This is a genomic window from Flavobacterium collinsii (assembly GCF_946903285.1).
Lineage (GTDB): Bacteria > Bacteroidota > Bacteroidia > Flavobacteriales > Flavobacteriaceae > Flavobacterium > Flavobacterium collinsii.
This window is the reverse complement of sequence record NZ_OX336425.1, coordinates 4,563,200-4,582,628: the sequence shown is the minus strand read 5'-3', so window position 1 is coordinate 4,582,628 and position 19,429 is coordinate 4,563,200. Positions and strand designations below refer to the sequence as shown.

At 32.9% G+C, this 19,429-nt stretch carries 9 protein-coding genes; 3 read left to right on the top strand and 6 right to left on the bottom strand.

Features of this window, described 5'->3' with window-relative positions; all coding sequences use genetic code 11:
• Nucleotides 1-29: 29 nt before the first annotated feature.
• On the bottom strand, nt 30-9,983 hold the full coding sequence (locus tag OGZ34_RS18635; RefSeq protein ID WP_263361297.1) for a T9SS type A sorting domain-containing protein: 9,954 nt from the start codon (nt 9,981-9,983) through the stop codon (nt 30-32).
• 270 nt (nt 9,984-10,253) lie between these two features.
• On the opposite strand from OGZ34_RS18635, the gene OGZ34_RS18630 reads away from it, so the two are divergent.
• Entirely contained in the window at nt 10,254-11,516 is a 1,263-nt protein-coding gene (locus tag OGZ34_RS18630; protein WP_263361296.1) for a helix-turn-helix domain-containing protein, read from the top strand.
• Between the two features lie 377 nt (nt 11,517-11,893).
• Here the strand turns inward: OGZ34_RS18630 and OGZ34_RS18625 are convergent, their stop codons facing one another.
• From OGZ34_RS18625 to OGZ34_RS18605, 5 genes are all read right to left on the bottom strand, one after another.
• Nucleotides 11,894-12,973, bottom strand: coding sequence for a lipase family protein (locus OGZ34_RS18625; protein ID WP_263361295.1), 1,080 nt, complete (start codon nt 12,971-12,973; stop codon nt 11,894-11,896).
• Nucleotides 12,974-13,003: 30 nt separating this feature from the next.
• Nucleotides 13,004-13,588, bottom strand: a complete 585-nt coding sequence (locus tag OGZ34_RS18620) for a phage tail protein (protein WP_173968226.1) — start codon at nt 13,586-13,588, stop codon at nt 13,004-13,006.
• Nucleotides 13,589-13,741: 153 nt separating this feature from the next.
• A complete protein-coding gene (locus tag OGZ34_RS18615; protein ID WP_263361294.1) occupies nt 13,742-14,407 on the bottom strand; it encodes a hypothetical protein in 666 nt (221 codons plus the stop codon).
• 60 nt (nt 14,408-14,467) lie between these two features.
• Nucleotides 14,468-15,316, bottom strand: a complete 849-nt coding sequence (locus OGZ34_RS18610; protein WP_263361293.1) for a T9SS type A sorting domain-containing protein — start codon at nt 15,314-15,316, stop codon at nt 14,468-14,470.
• Nucleotides 15,317-15,381: 65 nt separating this feature from the next.
• Complete coding sequence (locus OGZ34_RS18605; RefSeq protein ID WP_263361292.1) at nt 15,382-17,031, bottom strand: hypothetical protein; 1,650 nt, start codon at nt 17,029-17,031, stop codon at nt 15,382-15,384.
• 266 nt (nt 17,032-17,297) lie between these two features.
• Here OGZ34_RS18605 and OGZ34_RS18600 point away from each other — a divergent pair, with 266 nt between their 5' ends.
• Complete coding sequence (locus OGZ34_RS18600) at nt 17,298-17,696, top strand: hypothetical protein (protein WP_263361291.1); 399 nt, start codon at nt 17,298-17,300, stop codon at nt 17,694-17,696.
• A gap of 293 nt (nt 17,697-17,989) precedes the next feature.
• The gene (locus tag OGZ34_RS18595) at nt 17,990-18,763 is read left to right on the top strand and encodes a CPBP family intramembrane glutamic endopeptidase (protein WP_263361290.1); all 774 of its coding nucleotides are present in this window, start codon (nt 17,990-17,992) and stop codon (nt 18,761-18,763) included.
• The last annotated feature ends 666 nt before the right edge of the window (nt 18,764-19,429 follow it).

The window sequence follows — 19,429 nt, the reverse complement described above, 5'->3', positions numbered from 1 at the left end:
TATCAACTAAATCAAGACATTTTTGTACTCTATTTCACTACACGTCTAGACTGCAAGACATTCCCTTTTGAGTCATAAGTCAGAACTAAATAAACTCCGGAAGGAAGATTTGACACATTTAATGTTACTTTAGAATCTGTTGGTGAAACGGTATTCGTTTTCACCAAAGATCCTTTCATGTCTACTATACCAATACTTCTAATTTCATGATGTTCATAAAGATCTATGTTAAGCACATTGGTAAACGGATTAGGATAAACGATTAAATCAATTGAATCTTCCTGAGGTATTCCTGAACCAATTGTTAATTCTTTTGGAGTTGCCAGACCACCTAAAACAACATTGTTTTTAAAAGCGATCACTTCATTAATTGCAGCAGATTTTTCATCGTCTAAAAATTCAAAATTCACTTTATCGTTGTCATTACTACCATAAATAGTCATGAAATACGATGTTTTGTTTGTTATTGGATTGTAAATAGCAGGTGCCTGACCTCTTAATTCTTTTCCAACAAATGCTTTCAAATAATTATTTTTCGATTGATTATCTCCCACAATTTCTGCAACAACATTCATCGTGTTGGCATATTTGGTAACCGCTTCTATGGTTTGATTTGCATATAGATTGTCGTTATTTGACATTTTACTAGTAGCAGAATAGCTCAAATTAGGATAGTAGAAATGTCCGTCAGAAGCTGATTTTATCATGTATCCTTCACCCGGTTTGAGAGCTGTTAAATCTCCAACCCAGCCAATATTTTTGTTATAGATAGCCAAGTGATATTGGTTTTTGATAACATCTCCTTCCTGCACATTTGCAAAGCCAGCCAGAGCCTGATTGATTGGTGTGTTTTTAAAACCTACATAACCAATCCAATTCCAGCCTTTTACAAGATCAATTTTCACTTCACTTCCTTTTAATAAAAGTCCGTTGTATTTTAGTCGATTTTCGTTTGTTACAAAGATTTTGTAACCGTGACCATTTTTAACTCCCCCTTTGGCAGTAAGTGTCCCTAACCATCCTTCTTGAGAGCTATAACTATCTACGGCATCTATACCACGTATCAAATCACCGCTGACAGCCTTGATTGGTTTTAACAGGTCGTGTGTTGTAAGCTGTTTGCTTAAATTGTAATTGTAATTTAGATGAGATGAAATCCAAGTCCAGCCTTTTGGCAAATCATATGTATATTCAATAACATCTACTGCTTTAAGCATTTCTGGATTAATAGCATTTCCTTTTACGGTATTAGAGTCGAAAGAATAAGACGGTGTAACGTCTCTGTGAATTTGTCCGTCGCTGGCATTCCATATACGAAATTCTACTGCTTCGCCTAAAGGCTTATTGCTGTAAATACTCACATAAGCCTGATAATTATCTAAAGCTTGTATGTAGGTCAATTTTGCAATTCCACGACATTCATCACCAACAAATGCAGCTACTTGGTCATTAGGATCTCTTGAAACATCACCATTAATATTTAATTGAGCAATCACGTTCATTGAATATTGATAATTGGCTGGTGTAACTTTCCAGTCTGCCGGCAATGGTTTGGCAACATCTAAACTAAGATTTAGAACCTCAGCAAATCCGAATTCAGTTTCCAGCAAAATATCCTGAACATAATTCCCGATGTTCACATTTTTATCTACGGTAAATGTAACTGGAATAGAACTCACAGGAGTCAACACACCGCTGCTTGGGCTAACAGTAAGCCATGAAGGTAAGTTATTGATGTTGTAATTAAACACTTTTCCACCTGTGTTTTGAATTCTGGTTTCGAATGTAAACCCGTTACCCGATTCAATTGCAAAGTGTTTATCTGATTCTGCCCAAATTACTTGGTTTTTATCCACATAAGCAGTCCAGCTTGCAGGAGCTCTCATTGTGTTTCCGTTCAAATCCTGAACTCCGGTTACACTAATGTCTAAAATAACATTTTCTAAAATGCTGTCCGGATCGGTAGTAGTCAGGATAATTTTATCTTGATTAGCTGAATAGCCAAAGTTTACTTTTCTAACCGGTCTTGGCAATTTTACCAAAGGAGTATCTTGCGTATAAGCAATTTGTCCTTTAAGTTCAGCTTGAACACCATTCGATCTTACTGCCGTATTCCCAGTAGCTGCAGAAGAATTAGACGCTTCTAACAATTCGATACCCATATTGGTTTTATACTTATTGAAAGGCAGGTATAAATCCAGTCCAACTTCGTCTCCTGTTAGCATATAACGCATATCACGTTTAATTTGCAAAGCAGAACGAGTTCCTTGCCAAATTCTAACCTCGTCTAACGAACCAGTAAAATGTTGCGTTTGTTGAGTAGTTCCAATAGCATCTACCCAGCCCATAGAACCTAAGTAAAGTGCCGCTCCACCAAATCCAGAAAACCCAGCACTATCTGTTTCAATTGTATTTTGCTGATTACCATCAACAAAACAAACTGTGTTGGTAGCACGATTAACCACTAAAGCAAAATGATGCCACTGATTATCAAAATAATTATTAGACGATGCCGTAAACGTTTTGTTGTTATTCCAAACTTCTAGTAAACCTGAAGCATTAGCACGAATAGACCAACCATTTTTATTCAAATCCTGATCGTCTCCTTTCCCGTTAGAAAGCAAAGTAGCTCTAGTTGTTTTGTCTCCTTTAAACCAAAATTCGACGCTAAAGTTCGCTACATCTAAATAAGTAGGTGAGCTAATAGCAGGAGAATTGGTAGTTGAAGTTGACAACGCATTACCAGACAAAGCTACTTGCCAAGTTCCAGAAATTAATTGTGCATGACGTTCTCTAACAATATCATTGATAACTACGCCTTCTGTTTCTTCCATTGTCCAGTTCCCTAAAAGACCTGGCTCATTGTTTTTCAAACGTTTTGTAGCTGCAATATTGATTTGAGATGCTGTCAATGATTTTCCCCAGAAACGCAATTCGTGCATATTTCCTTTGAATGAAGATGCTCTTGATAATGCATCTTTTCCAACAAAAATTTTCCCTGTTGCTTCATAATTTGGAGTATAACCCTGTTTTACAACATCCAATAGTCCATTAATATATAATTTACCTTCTTGATTGGCAGCGTCATAAGCAAAAGCATAATGCACCCAAGTATCATCGACTGGAATAGTTTTAGCCGAATTTAACTTTATACCGGCTAAAGCAACTGCAAATTGATTCGAAGCATTAAAACCAACACTTAATGATTGTGCATCGGTGCTGCCTTGAGAGAGCAGTATCTCTGATCCTGTCTTTTTACGTTTTGCATAAAAATCAAAAGAGAACGAACGACGGTTTAATTGAATACCTTCTGGTATTTCTACATAATCGTTAGCCCCGTTGAAATAAATGCTGGCAGGATGTTTTAATTCTCCTCCTTGAATGACACCTCTAATATCAAAATTGTACGGATTTAATAAACCTGCATTAATTGGTTCATTAAATTGTATCATAATTTCGTCACCCGCAGATAGGATACCGTCTGCTGGCTGTGGTGCACCAAATGAACTTGGATTGATACGATCGATAACACCAGTAATAGTTGGTGATGTAAAAACAACATCATCTACTTCGCCCTGACACATACTTTGGATACGTACATCATACAAATCGTCGGTTAGTTTTGACACATCCCATTTGTAAATAAAATCAGTACCTCCTTGTTCTGACAATAAAGGAGCTTTTCTGGCTACTTCTTCCGGACCTACGTTTGTACGTGCTTCGTCATTTCTATAATAAGTTTCTAAAAGTTTCCAGTTAGAATCTGATTCACTCGCACGTTTGTACTGAATTTTGATTCCTTTAAACCCTTGATAATTTACATTGTAGTTACTTACTTTAATAGGCAAACGGCTATTGCCATCGTAATTTACAGTCCAATTGTTCCCTGGACTAACAATAGTTGCTTCAGAACAAACAGGAATATATTCAATATCCATAGTAATTTCTTTATGGATACTTTCGTCGCAAGTTGATTCAAAAATTAAAGTTAAATCTTTGTACTTGTATTCTTTTGGTCCTCTTAAAACAGTTAATGTTTGACGGAGTTTTTGACCAAAAGGAATTGAAACTTCTATTGGTTTTACCAAAGTTTCTCCGTTCAATAGTACCACTAAGCCATCAGGATTAGAAGCAGGATCTACCGACATTTGATAGGTGATTTCCTGATCTGTCGAGGATGGAATTAACTCTGTTTCGTTACGTAATTCTAAATCAAAAATAGCAGCTTTACTAGAAGGCACGTTCACCATTGTGGCTTTGTCGTTACCATTTATCAATATACCTGGTTTTTCAATTTGAACAGTACGTTTGCTTAATAACGGTTTTATTTCGTCATTATACATCGCAAATAATTGACTATAAATCGCTATTTTTTCTTCAATAACTTTGGTAACGGCTTCAATTTCTTGATTTTCTTTATCCAAATCATCTGCATTTTGAATTCCAAAAAGTCTTGTAGTAATAAGATGTCTCTCTTTTATGCTTTTGATTTGTTCAGCAAGTACTGTTGGAAACATTTTTATCCAATACTCCAGATAATACGTATGTTCTTTGGTTACTTCCAATTCCTTTTCTCTTTCGAAAGGACAAGAAGTTTGCCCGCCTACAATTTGAAATATTGGACCATCGCTACCTTTTCCATCATAAATATTCATACTATAGACATTATACTTATCAGTATCCTGAATGGTATAGGATGTTGTAACAGTATTTATTGCAGTATTGTTAGTGCTTTCCCCATTAGTTTTATCTCCGCCACCATGAAGATTCCAAGCTAAGCCTGATATTAACCCCGCACCAACATAAACAAATCCTTCGGTATCAATAGAAGCACCAGCCATCACTTCATTAGAAGATATGGTGGTTTCGGTAGTTTCAGTAGTTAAAGTATTAGAGTATGCAATTCCAGAACTAATTGAAATGTTTTTTTGTTTCGGTTTATTACCCGAAATAGCAGTATATTTCTGAATTTCATTGGTCATCAAAATTTCTTCCCACGCTCTAATTTGATTATTGTACCAGCGTACTTTGTCCTGATATACTCCATTTATTTTAGGTGCAATGGCTCGTTTAAATTCGTAGCTAGCACCAATATCATCACCTGCATCATCTCTAGTGTAATCATTTTTATTGGTCAAAGTTCCCAAACGAGGATCGTCATTATTTAATCCGTACAAAGGGTTTGAAGCATCCAACTTGGTAACATAAACATTAGCTTGGTCTATAAAAAGACTATTTCTAATCGCTGCCAATTTAGGGATTATATCGGTTTTGATATGATCCTCTGAATATAACAATAATGTTTCGCCTTTTTCTTTTTGATAATAAGTTTCGCCTTTGTTTAAAACATATTCTTGCCCGTCATCACCTGTAACTTTTGGACCTACACACCCTACACATTTATTAGCCAAAATAAATTTGACATTATTGGCACGACCTATTTCTATGTTTTTAGAATCGGCAATAAAAAAATCTCCTTTTTCAAAAGCATCTTCAGCTGTTATGGTAAGATTTTCAGTTGTCGTTGTTGCTTTGGCACTTGTTTTTTCGTTACCTAAATATCTTGATCCGTAAGTTGTAGCCATAACACTACCTTCTGATTCAGCAAGTTTAGTCCCTAATAAAGCAACTGTGTTATCTGCTTTCCAACCAAGTCCAGCACCAAAACTCCAATCTCCACCTGCTTGTGTACTACTAGTAGTCTCTTTAGTTATAGTACTCCCTTTTTCTAATGTTACGCTACTGCCACTTCCTGGAGGAATTCTCAATGTAGTGGTTATAGAAGCCGGTGCCTCAGTAATAAAATCAGTACCAGGCATTTTAGATCCTCCTAAAACATACGCTTTATAGCCTTTAGATGCATCGTTTGGATTAGGCCAATAAATGGTATAATCACCCGTTTTTAAAGCAATCGACATTGATTTTACAAAAGTATCTTCAACACCGGAGCCTTGAATTAAATTTGGGTCTCCACCTATAAAATTATAGTTTACTTTACCTTCATTTTGCAAGCCAAACTCATGCGTATTTCCAGAAAGAGAAACCCATTTTTCATCAGTTAACTGATAAGCTGCCGATGAACCTCCATCTGCTTTAGCACTTATATTGTTGCTGACCGTAACCTGACCATCTAAAACAGGTACTTGATCAGTAGCTGGATTTTTGACAGGTTTTGTTCCATAATATGAATATTTTTCGATAGCCTTAATGGTTACTTGATAGCCTTTTCCTTGTAAAAAAGCAGGGTATGGCAGTGTTTTGGTTGGCAATATAATATCTTTCGATAATTCTTTATCGTATATTTTTACCATGGTTTCTCCTATAAAAGTTTTTTCAGTAATAACATTGCCATTATTATCCAATTCCTGAGTGTTAGGTAAATAGTCCAACAAAGCATTGTTTTGTACCACCATGCTTGGCGTGCTTCTATAAATCAATCGTTTGGCTGTGTTGTATTTTACTTTTTGGGTAACATATCCCCCAGAAACCAAAACAGGCTCTTCCTCTTCAATTCCTTTATAAGCTGCTTCATCATCTAATTTTACAGATGATAGGTCTTTTGATAAAAACAAAATTTTATCATCAGTTGGATTTGCTTCGTCTCCCAAATAAGAGACATTCGAGAATTCATACTCGTTTGGAGGTAATTTAATTTCAAATTCTCCAGTTTCCGGATCTGTTTTTACAGAACGTTTAATGCGAGTATCCTTGGAAGTCAATGTAAAATAAGTAGCTCCAATATTGTTGATACGCTGTACGTCTGTTTGTAATTTTCCTTTATAAGCAGAAAATCCTAACTTTTTATTGGCCTGAACCAATCCACCAACCACGCAACCTGTAAGTGTATGTTTTGTATTATCTAAGACTTCTATTCCAGACAAGATATCTTGATAATCGTAAGTTCCTGTAGCTGGGAATTTATTGCTTACAAACGTGTGTCCGTCTTTTCTAAATTCTAAAAAGTGTTTTCCGATAGGTACTACCACTTGAAATTGACCAAACTCATCCGACAAGATTGCTTGTCCGCTTTTCATCAATTGTTGTGATCCATCTAACCAAATTGAAACCCCTTTTGAACCTGAACTTTGGAAATGGGTTGGGTCGTTTTCTTTATTATCAAAATCAAATCGAATAGTTCCTGTTACATTGAATGAAGACTGATCTATAAAATCAATATTGTTTTCGACACTTCTGCCTTCACCTAAGAATAAAACACGATTACTTGGCGAAAAGGCGTGAATTGCTCCACTAAGGGTTATGGTTGGAGTAATACTAAAATTTTCTCCCGAACCATTATAAGAAATACCTTCAATAACGTAGTTACCGTTTTTGTCTGTAAATCCTGCAAAACCCAATTGCTCTCTTGAAGGCACTTCTTTGCTCCAAGTAGCTCCTATCAGGTCTCCATCAATTTTATTGTAAACACCCGATTCCTTGGAAGAATCAAATACAAAAGGACCAACTCCTTCATCAAAGCGCCAGTTTCCTACAATATTAGATGTTTCGGCTTGTACCAATCGGCTGTAATCTCTCTCTATATCTGCAGCGGTAAGTGCGGTTTTGTAAATGCGGAATTCATCTAATAATCCTTTGTAATAATCACTAGTTCCAGTACTTCCTAAATAAATAGAACTGCTAATATTTGAAGCCAAAGTACCACTAGTATTAATAGATTTATCTAATTTTCCGTTGATGTATAATACTAATTTACTATTGTCATACGTAGCAAAAATATTAGAATAATTACCATCAACCAGTTTTGCTTTTGAAATTATAGTAGTTCCAGCGATAGTAACTTCTACTCTTTCATTATGCAGAGCTATTTCAAAAATACCTGATTGGCTGGCTAAAACCTGTTTAGAAGTCCAAGCTTTTGGTTTTGCCCATACTGAAACTGAAATTCCAGTTGTATTATACCCAATGTTTTTTTGGTTTGGATTAATTTTTACGGTTTGGTTCACACCATCAAAGGCCAAAGCATTTCCTGTAGCCATTCCGTCTTTTTCGGCAACTACTTTTACATTAGGTACGGCAACGCCACCTACGTAAGTTACATTTCCGGTTACAATTGCAGATGGTAATCTAAAGCCAATACCTGTTGTCAAACCTTTTACTCCTGTTAATTGCGTGTATGGAATTCCTGAAACGCCATTGATATCATAGCTGGTTATTTTGTCTAAACCACAATCGGCGGTAGCTACCACAAAATATTCATAAAGTGTTTGTGCAATAGTTTTATTATCTGTCCAAGAACGAATAGTTTTATCAACTGTAGCTTGCAATTCGGGAGTAACTGTGCTGTTTAAAACACGACGATAAATTTTGTAATTGCCTGCAAAATCGGCATTTTCGTCAGTTTTCCAATCCAATTGAACTAAATTTCCAAAATAGCCTTTTGAGGTTTCTAAATTATTAGATAAGAAGACTCTCGAAAGATCTATATTGGTAATACTCAATTTATCAGAGGTATTGTCTTGAATAAAAACAGTAGCAGACGAAGACTGACAACTGTTTACCGCTACAATTTTATATGAATACGATTCGCAGGTACTTACTTCTTTATCAGTATAAGTCAGTGAATAACCATTGCTTCCTCTAGTTTGATTCTTAATTTTTGTTTCATAGAAATCGCCAATTGGTAACTCAATTACAGATTCGGTTCCTTTTTTTAAATCTTTTCTAATAATCTTGTATTTCTGATTGGTCGCTTTTTCAAAATCTTCTAATCCCCATTGCGATTCATTCCAAGATAATTGGACCCCAGAATCAGCTCCTGTAACCATAACCATTTTGGCATTTGTGGGTGCTACTGGATTAGCAGGAGAAATCCCCATTGTAGCATCTTCCGATTTATCACCTTTGGCATTCGGACATTTCCCTCCATTGGCGGCTATTTTAAAATAATATTTTTGTCCACGAGTAAGTCCAGTAATGGTATAAGAACGTTTAGAACCCGCAATAGCATCTGATAAAGCCGTAAAAGTACCATTTGGCGTAGTAGCTTTATACAGCACAAAATTACTTGGACTGGCTTGCATCCATTGCCATTTTAAATCGACAGAACCATCACATTTGGTAGTACTGGCTGTCAAATCGGCTGGTATAGGTAGTGGATCATAAGCAGAAGCCTCGGTAGAAGCCTCATCGATGTATTGCCCCTGCCAATACAAACGTACAATTGGGCTAATAGCTCCTGTAACACCTGTTACAACAAAACTGGTCTTGTCAATCGACACCTCGGTATTAAAACCACTACCATTATCGACTATGTATTTAAAATCGCTAGGAATAAAACTGGAAGGAATCGAAATTTTATCCCACGATAATTTAACTGAATTACAGCCTTGGGTTGCTCTTACACTAGGCATACTCGGCAAAGTTGGAGTGCTTAAAGAAGCATCTAAGTAAGTAGTTTTGCCACTTTTGCCACCACTACCATTGTCAAGCGTCTCTGCTTCACCTCCAATAGTAAGCTGATTTCCATTTAAAAACTTTGCCGGAAGCTGGTAGGTAACATACAGTACACCTTTGTCTCCGTATCTTTTACCTTCGTAGTACGATATATTATTAGGCCCTGCGGTTCTATAGGAATCAAAATACCAATAACTATTATCAAGATCGCCATCTCCTGAGGTAAGAAAAATGGTAGTACTTATATTTGGCAAAATTAAAGCCTTAGTCAAATGAAAGATATCTCCTTCGTCTCCTACTCTAATGTATAACCTTTTCAGATAATCATCCATGTTTTCTGGATCACCATCGGCAATCATAGCCGAAATATACAATTTAGTACCAACAATCTTAGCATTCCAATGTTCGCCAAAGTTGTATGAACTTCTTAAATCCACACTGGCCGTATTAAGTAATGTGTGTCCATTCTGTGCATTTCCCCACAACGGAGTCAAGAGCAGTGCTAAAAGGAGCAATAGCACTTTAAGTTTTTGAAAGACTTTCCAAAAATCAAAGAGTAGTTTTTTTTCCATTTAAAATAGTTTTTTTATATGGCGCAAAAAAACAAAACCCCTCCTAAAATAAACTGTTTGCGCATTCTAACATTATCCAAAAACGAAGATTCTGGCAAAGAAAAGGATATTTTGAACTTCTTTTTTAAACCATTACGACCATTTATATATAGACTCTAATCCTAAAAGTATTATTAAGCTTTACAAAAAATAGTTTTTCCCATTGTATTGATTAATTTTGGCTTCTATAAAAACCTATTTAAATTATACTTTTAGAGAAAAAAATACTGAATGCATCCCTACATTTCTATACTTACTATTTTTTTAGCTGTTTTGATGACCTACCGCAATTGGAACATCAATAAAAACTCTATTTTTTTATCAGGCTTTATTTGTGTACTTTCCTTATACTCTTTAATACACTATGTTATATTTTTTAACAGAAGTGTATTTCTTTTAGCTATTTTTTATAACAATACCGCACCAATTGGTTTTTTAATTGGTCCTCTATTGTATTTTTATGTAAGAGGTACACTATTTGATAATAGTAAATTCAAGAAAAGAGACTGCCTGCATTTGATTCCAGCCCTTATCAATTTAGTTAGTATAACACCTTATTTATTGACCCCTTTTGCTTATAAATTGTCATTGGCACACAGAATAGTTAAAGACATTATGGTTGCAAAAACTTTTACTGTAGGTCTTTATCCTAATATTATAAACATAATTGCACGACCTACTTTACTGGGATTTTACGTAATATCTGCACTTGTTATGCTATTTCGCTTTAGGAGAAAAATGGATACTAACAAGCGTATACCAAAAGTTCAAAGCCGCAATGTGCTAATATGGCTTTTTAGTTTTATATTTATTCTTGTATTGGTAATTGTTTGTTTTGCTGTACTTTCTTATTCTTTTTTAAAAGAACCTAATCCGGATTTAACGCGATTGAAAACAGGATTACCAATGGATATTATTAGTTTTTGCTTGTTAATGATTCCTATGAGCTTACTTATCTTTCCTGAATTATTATATGGAATTCCGCAGACAGGAAAAAATAAAAATGATTATTTTGTGCAACAAAATGAAAAAATACAACCAGAAGAACAAATTATTTTAAACGATATTTTTTCAACCGAAACGTCAGATGTTTTAGATAATGAAGAAAGAAATTTACCCCAAGAAGAGCTACAGCAAAAAGATATTGAACCAAGATTTATTGAACTATCTCAATCGATTTTAGATTACATTGAAAAGAGTGAAATTTTTCTAAATGCTAATTTTTCAATGGAAGAACTTTCCCGATCTATGAACGTACCCAAACATCATCTTTATTATTGTTTCAATAGTATATTAAAAGTTAAATTGACAAAAATACGTGCAAAACTGCGGGTAGAATATGCAAAAAAATTAATAGAAGATGGTCTTTTAGACACATTAACACTGGATGCAATAGGAAATAAAGCTGGATTTTCTTCACGCTCTTCTTTTCAAAGTACCTTTAAAGAAGAAGTTGGTTGTACCCCTGGCGAATATTTAAAAACAAAATCCTAAGCATTATACCTAAACTAGGTTTCATATTTTGTCCTTTTTTGCTACAGACGCTTTCTTTTAACTTAAATAATAATAAGTCAAAAAAAACTAAATCAGCACTTTTTGAATAGTAAATAAACAAGCTGCTATTTTGGAAAATTACAAGGTAACATTAATCGGGTAGTCAATAGCATTTTAGATTAAACCCAAGCTGTGTTAACGTTTTCTATCGCCTAGTTCTAATGTTTTTTATCAAAATAAAGCGCTAGGGGGCTTTTAAACCTTAGAAAAGCTTAAAAACTCAACGGTTTGTGGTTATTTAGGTATTAAAGTTAACTACTTAGTTGTTCAAAAAAAACTAAGTAGTTAACTTTAACATGTCACAAAAGTTCTTTTCATTATTGATGTCCCAAATATTCGTTTACTGCATTAGCTACTCCATCATCATAATGAAAAGCTTTGGATGAATTATAAGCATCAATATGTTGAAATCCTGCTTCGAGAATAAAAGTTGAAGCTACTTTTGGTTCTCCATCAAATCTATATTCTTGTGGCTTTCCATCAAAAATTCGAGTATATCCACTATTTTTTAAGAGGGTAGCATCTATAAGCAAAAAAACTAGCTCTATTTTATATTGTGCTATTGTAGCCGAAAAATCTATGTTTCCAAATTTAGCTGTATTATAGATATTGGGAATTTCTAAGAATGTTTTGTAATTCCAAGCATGTGGTACTATATCATAATTATTAATAACAGAATGATAATGGTTGCCAAATTTACTTTCGGCATATTCTACAAAAGCTTTGTTACCCACACTTGCCCCCGCACTTGGGTAGGTAGAGACCAAAAATGATTGATGTTCTTTTTCTTTCCATTCAATTATTTTAAGAGCTAATAATGGCGATAAAGTACCTGCCAAACTATGTCCGCAAGTTGCTACTTCTGTATTTTGGTCTAATGGCAATTGACTTAAAAAAGTAATAATATCTTGATTTTTATCGTTTTTTAAATTCTTCAAAATACTTAGCCCATCATAGCTACCTCTCGCTATTTTTGCATTAGGAATAGTTTCCCAATTTTTCATAAGTTTAGTTGCTACTCTAAAATCTTCATCAAGCCATCCAAATTTTGAAATAAGATTAGTCCCCGAAATAGAAATTACATAAAGTGTTTTGGTTTCATCATCAGGATCCTGACCTTTTGCAACAAACATAGCATTATCTGTAATGAATTCAATTTTTAATTTTTTATCTATTTGCTTACTATTTTGAGTACAAGGTCCCCAAACAATATCCCAATCACCAATGTATGCTTTTATGGTTTCGTTTTTTAAAGCTGAAGTTACTTGCTCGTATAAATGATCCTGTAATTCTTTTTCGGTATTTCCTACAATACCTTGATTGCAATTAGACAATGCCGACAAAATAGAAATTACCTGATGTTTTTTGGTCAATGGATTCAAATAGTTACTTTTCATAAGTTTTAAATTTGATACTTTTTAATTTTATTATTGCTCTCTTTCAGGAAATAATCCTTGGTAACAAATAATGTAAATAATTCCTAAAACAGGTTGAACATTGCTAACAGGTACAATTGGTTCTTTATTGAAATTGGTATAAACAATATGGTCATCACTTATTGCTTTGTTTAAATTAAACGGTTTAAGTGTGTCTGTAGGATTAGGCGTAGCGTTACTAAAAATAGTAGTATTACCATCACCTATTATTTTACCAACTGGACTACTATCACCTCCTAATGTTGCACAAGGTATTCCTAATGTAGCCTTGTCAGAAAAACCACCTCTAAGAGGTGGTATATTTAAATAGTTAAGTATCGTACTTTCTTCTCCTGCTTTTTCTCCAATATTATAAGATTTAGATTTCTCATCAATACTACCAATGCCCACGGGTACTCTACCACATAAATCGGGTATTCTAAAAGTATGGCTTTTTGCTTCTCCATAACTTTTACCAATAACTGAATATAGAGGGGTATATTTTACAATATCTAATTCCTGACCGTTACAAAACATCCAACCTTTTGGAATGAAATTTCCTGAAAATAATTTAATTACTCCTATATAATCTTCCATCTTTTCTTTAGTATTTAATTCATTAAAAAGACCTACTCTGTTGTTACGATTTTCGGTTTTCTCGTTAATAATATTTTTTTATGCTATTCACAAAAGCAAAATCTTTATTTTTTCTTCATCTTTTTTTGACTTCAAGAATTATGATGAGCATCTCTAATTTGCCGAAAACATTGTATAGAAACCTCCTGTTGTGGTATTTGATGCTCCAGAAGGTTTATATATTTTTATTGTTAGTAATTGTCCTGCTAATGCAGTATAAGTAAATGATGTGTTAGTGGGAGTGCCACTAGAATATGCAGTACTATTAGCTGTTGCAAGCACTGTACCTGTTGTAGTGTAATTAACAGCGTTTGCAACTGGTGCTACATTCCAAAGTTCATAGGTATAAGCTTCATCATCATATGAATAAAAATTTATGGTAAAAGTAATATCCCCAGGAATAAAGAAAGATGTTGCTGATGATACAGATGTCCCTGTTGTAGTTGTAAAGGCACTTGTGTAAAGTGTTATTGGAGTTGATGAAGCAGTTACATTGTGTCCGATAGAAAAATTAGGAAGAACTGTTGCATTAACTGTACTTGATCCGATTAAACTTTTCCAAGCACTACCATCATAAGAATAAAATCCTGAAGTACCATCAGTTTGATAAACTAACAATCCAGTAGCAGGTGTAGCAATAGCAGTACGTTGAGTAGCTGTCATTCTAGGTACAAGCACACCTTTAGTGGTGCTGTTTACGTCTAGTATGGCAGAAGAATCAGGTGTTGAAGTTCCAATTCCCATGTTATTTTGTGAGAATACGGTTTCGCATAAAAGCATTAATGCAATTAAAAATAATTTGTTATTTTTCATGATATAAGTAATTTTGAATTTATTTTTTTAGTTTATGACCTTTTTGATTGATAATTTGTGATTTTCATCGAGAATATGTACAATATAGAGTCCATTATTTAAGTGAAATTCTTTTGAATAATCATTGTTTTTTATTTTAGTTTGATAAAACAATTTTCTGCCATTGACATCATATATAGTTACATCTTGTATCGCTATCTCTGATGTAATGTATAAGATGTTGTTTCTAAGATAAACCACCGGGATTTTTTTTTCGAAAACTTCATTGGCTAAATTTCCGTTATACTTTAGTAAAGCTTTGGTTGCGGTATATTCTATAGTCCAATTGGCAGGTAAATTTTTTGTAGCAAAAGTTCCAGAAAGGCTTGAGGCCTTAATAAGTTCAAAAATAGTATTACTAGCTGGCGTAAATCCAGATATTGTAGCTACATTAATAGTTCCAGAACAGCTAAAATTGCCTGTAATATTGAGTTGGTCATATTGAGTAGCAGCTGTGGTTCCTGCTAATTTAAAATTTAAAACACCTGTTCCATTGCTAAAGTTACCGTTAATTGCCAATGCTCCTGCAGATGAATTACCTGGCGAAAAACTACCAGAATTTGTAAAATCAGAAACATAAAGCAAGATGCCATTTCCTGTTACACTCCCGTTATTGACCAAATTATTGTCTATATTTAATGTACCATCAATATCCAGACCAGCATTTGCGGTATTGCTAAAATTTCCGTTAACTTTTACAACAAGGCCATTAGAAATTTTTACCTTATTGCAATTATTAGTAACTAGTTGTGCCGTACAAAAGCCGTAAAAAAGCAGACATGCAATTTTTAAAGTTTTCCCCCTAGCGAGAGAAAGAAGGATAGATTTTTTTTTCATTTTGATGATTTTTAATTAGTTCTTTTCTTGTACATTTTTTCCGTGCAAAAAAAAAGTGCAAGAAATTATGCTGCAGATGCTTTATTAGATATTAAATCAATAATTGATGTGTGTTTTTTAGAAAGTTCGTCAACTAACTTTTCCTCAATATTCAACATCTCGGCAATTTCTCTTGGTGTTTTTCCTTGCAATAGCATGTTAACAGCTTTTGCATCTATTATGTATTTAGCTTCAATACCTGTTTGGGAGCTGATTTCGTCAATCGATTTGGATTCGTCTTTCAATAAATACATTGCTTTTAATATATCTTCTTTTTCATTTTCATCATAGTACGTAATAGAATCAATATTAACAACTGCTAAATCAACTGATATATCTAAATCGAATTTCTTATGATTCGATTTAGATTTTATTTCAATTTTTTCAATCATTTTAATAGCAGCAGTCCACTTGTTCATTTCTGTTCTTTGCATTATTATAAACTCTGTAAATTCATGATAAGCATTATTTTTGCTTGTATCAATTTCTTTAAACTTTTTATATTCTACCTCTCTAAGAAATCCTGCCGCATAAAAAGTCGCTAAAATATTTTTATAAAATGCCTTTATTTTTTCATTTGATTCGTCAATTTCTTTTTTAATTTCTTTTATTTTTTCGTTTGATACGTTTGTTTTTTTTAATATATCTTCAAAAAAATCTTTTCGTTCTTCTGCAGCAAAAATTGCTGTAATTATTTCAACAACTCCAAAAATAGCTAATGCGATGGGCAGAATAGGAGCCGCAAATACAGATATACCTACACCGATACCCACAACTGTGTCCACAGTATTAAATTTTGTTAAAGAGTCCTCAAATTGAGGTACTGTTATACTTAAAGATACTAGTTGGATATTAACATCTTTTTTCCATGATTCATAGTTTTTTATGATTTGTTCAATATCTCCATTCAATAAATTTTTCAATTTATCTAAATCAGCCGTAACATGGTCTATGTTGCGTATTATACCATCATTTCCTTCAATCGCATTTATTGCATTTTCTTTTCTTTCGGGATTATCGGGTCTAAAGACATTATCTCCTATCCAGGATGACAATGAAAATTTTTCATCCTTTATATCGGTTAAAAGTTTGTCATAATCTTTTCTAACCGTGTTTAAGTCTGAAATTGCTTTTTCAATTTGTTCTGTGCTTTCCATATTGTCGTATTTAAAATTGTAAGTTTTATCTTTAGGCTCCCATAATTTTCCAAATTTAGCTTTCACAACTCCTTGTTCCATAACAATCCAAGAGTCATTGTCATTTGTGTTGAATGTAGTATTGAATTCAAAATTCTCGGTATAGATAAATAATGTTTTGTCTGAAGCTGCTAGTTCAGACAAAATACCGCTTATGGATGAGTATTTCAAAATGGTATCGCTAGTAACCTCTTTAGATTCGTGTGGGGCTATCTTGATAGCGTTTGGACGAAGTTGATCAAATATCTCTACGGCTGTTTTTGCAGGTAAATAGGCAGTATTACCTATTGTTTTGATATAGCTAAATGCCGTCCATAAACTCTTTAGCGAATTAATAGCAACTGGTGCATCTAATGTAGCAAGGCTGGCCGCTAGAGTGGCAGTATCAAAACCAATATCCGCCAACATCCAATCGGTGTTTTTTGTTGCTATTACATACACTTCTTTTTCTATGTCATTACTTATATAGATTTTACTCATTTTTTTCGCTTTATTTGTTTTAAAATTAAACCAACATGTGCATGTGATTATTTTTCGCACTCACAAAAAAAAGTAAAATCTTCCTACAAAATAATGTTTTACACTTCAATATTGTCCAAAAACGACGAATTTGGCATACAAATTAAATTTAACAATCTATACCTTATAATTACATGTTTGGTTTTGAAAAAAGCAAGTAGTATTGGTTTTAAAAAATCTTGTTTTTAAACCTGTAATTTTTAACTTTGAATTAAGATATTAATATTTTGGAAAATTTCACTAAATCTAATAACGAGAAAAGCGAATTACTAACTTTGATGGCGCTTTTAAAGATAGATATATTACTTGGAGATCCTCTAAAATATGGGAAAGAATTGGGCCCAGAGATAATAGGTCTACTTAACGAAGCGTTGGTGCTTAATCCAATTAACCCAAGAGCTATATATTTGAATGCTATTTTTAAATCTAGAATGGCAAATTTCTTTAATAAAAGAGAGAATTATTATGATAGTTTTTTAATTGTAAATAAAGAATTTGTTAAAGCTTTTTCTGAAGCAAACAACTATTTGTTGCCTTTACGGGGGGGGGGCGAAAGTAACTGCGAAATATTGATTAAAAGTTATGATTCTTTGAGTAATAAACTTGAAACCGCTTCTACAAATTGATGTTTTGGTAAGCAACCACTACTGACGCATTCTTTAATTTGCAATTAAAAAGATGGAAATTGGAAATCTTTGGATATATTTAAATTTGGTAGAATAAATAAACATTCAGCTCTGAAATACGTAACTACTAAATTAATTGCAAAAATGTAGCTTAATATGTATTTTTTATTTATATATCCACTTATTCGTTAAGTGCTTAACATGTATTTTAAAAAAAAAACATCAAGAGAGTTCTAAGTTGAGGTACCCCAGAGGAATAGTTGTTGGTAATTATAAACACACACTTAACCAAAATGAAGAAAAACATTAAAACAATACTAATCATTATAATATGTTTTTTATCGTATTACATTGCCTTTGATAATTTTGAAAGATTAATGTCTCTCATTGATGAAATTTTAAATAACGGATTGTTTAGTTATTTTGTTACATATTTAGTAATTGGTCTGCCAATTTTTTTTGGTGTTTTTATAGTAAATACCGACCATAAAATATTAAGTAATTTAGGTCTTTTAGCAAATGATTTACATGGTGTTTTTCTTGCAACAATATTTTCTTTACCTATGTTTATCGGAGGATTTCTGTTTAATAAACTTAATAATGATATTAACTTGTCAAATCTAATCACTGCGACAATTTTTGCGGGGATATTTGAAGAACTCTATTTTAGAGGTTTCTTATTTGGACAAATTTTCAAAAATACAAAGCTCGGATTTTTACCTTCCATATTTTTAAGTGCTATTGTTTTTTCTTTTGGACATATATATCAAAGTCAAATCCCTTCTGAATTAGTTGGGATTTTTATTATTACATTTTTAGGATCAATTTTATTTGCTTGGCTTTTTGTAGAGTGGAATCATAATTTATGGATTCCAATATTTCTACATACATTTATGAACTTAAGTTGGAATATTTTTAGCATAAGTAATAATGCTATGGGGAATTTGAATGCTAATATTTTTCGAGGTTTGACAATCGCTTTTGCAATAATATTTACTATCATTTGCAAAATAAGAAAAGGGCAGAAAATGAGTATAAACTTAAACACATTATTGATCAAAAAATAACTATCGATAATCGAGATACTGTTTGAAAGAGAAAATAATTTTTCATGATTTTACTTCAGTAAAAAAGAGTATTTAGTACGTTTATTTGCATAAAAAGTCATTTGATTGGTGTAATTTAGTTTGAATGCGTCCGTTCATTAATTTATATTCTGATTCTATGTCAGAGAAAAGGTTTTTATTTGTTGAAATAATTGATGATGAAAATGGAGATCTGGATTTTAGATATTATATTAATAATCCTGGAGGTTGTATTTATATATGTAATTATAGAAGTCAAAATTAATCAATACAATGGGAAAAACTTTTTTTTGTAAAGTTTAATAATACTTTTAGGATTAGAGTATATATATGGTCATAATAGTTTAAAAAAAGAAGTTCAAATATATATCCTTTTCTTTGCCAGAATCTTCGTTTTTGGATAATGTTAGAATGCGCAAACAGTTTATTTTAGTGGTGTTTTTGTTTTTTTTGCGTCATACTGACTTTTAAATTGAAAAAAGTTAGATAAAAATATCATGATTATAGCATGATTTAATGAAAGTCTCTGATGCTAATAAGGTATTTAGAAAATGAAAATTGATTTTACTAAAAAATAATAATTTCAATTAGGTTGATATTATTTCCGATTTTATTGTAATTTTCAAGTTGTTTGTATTTACTAAGTTA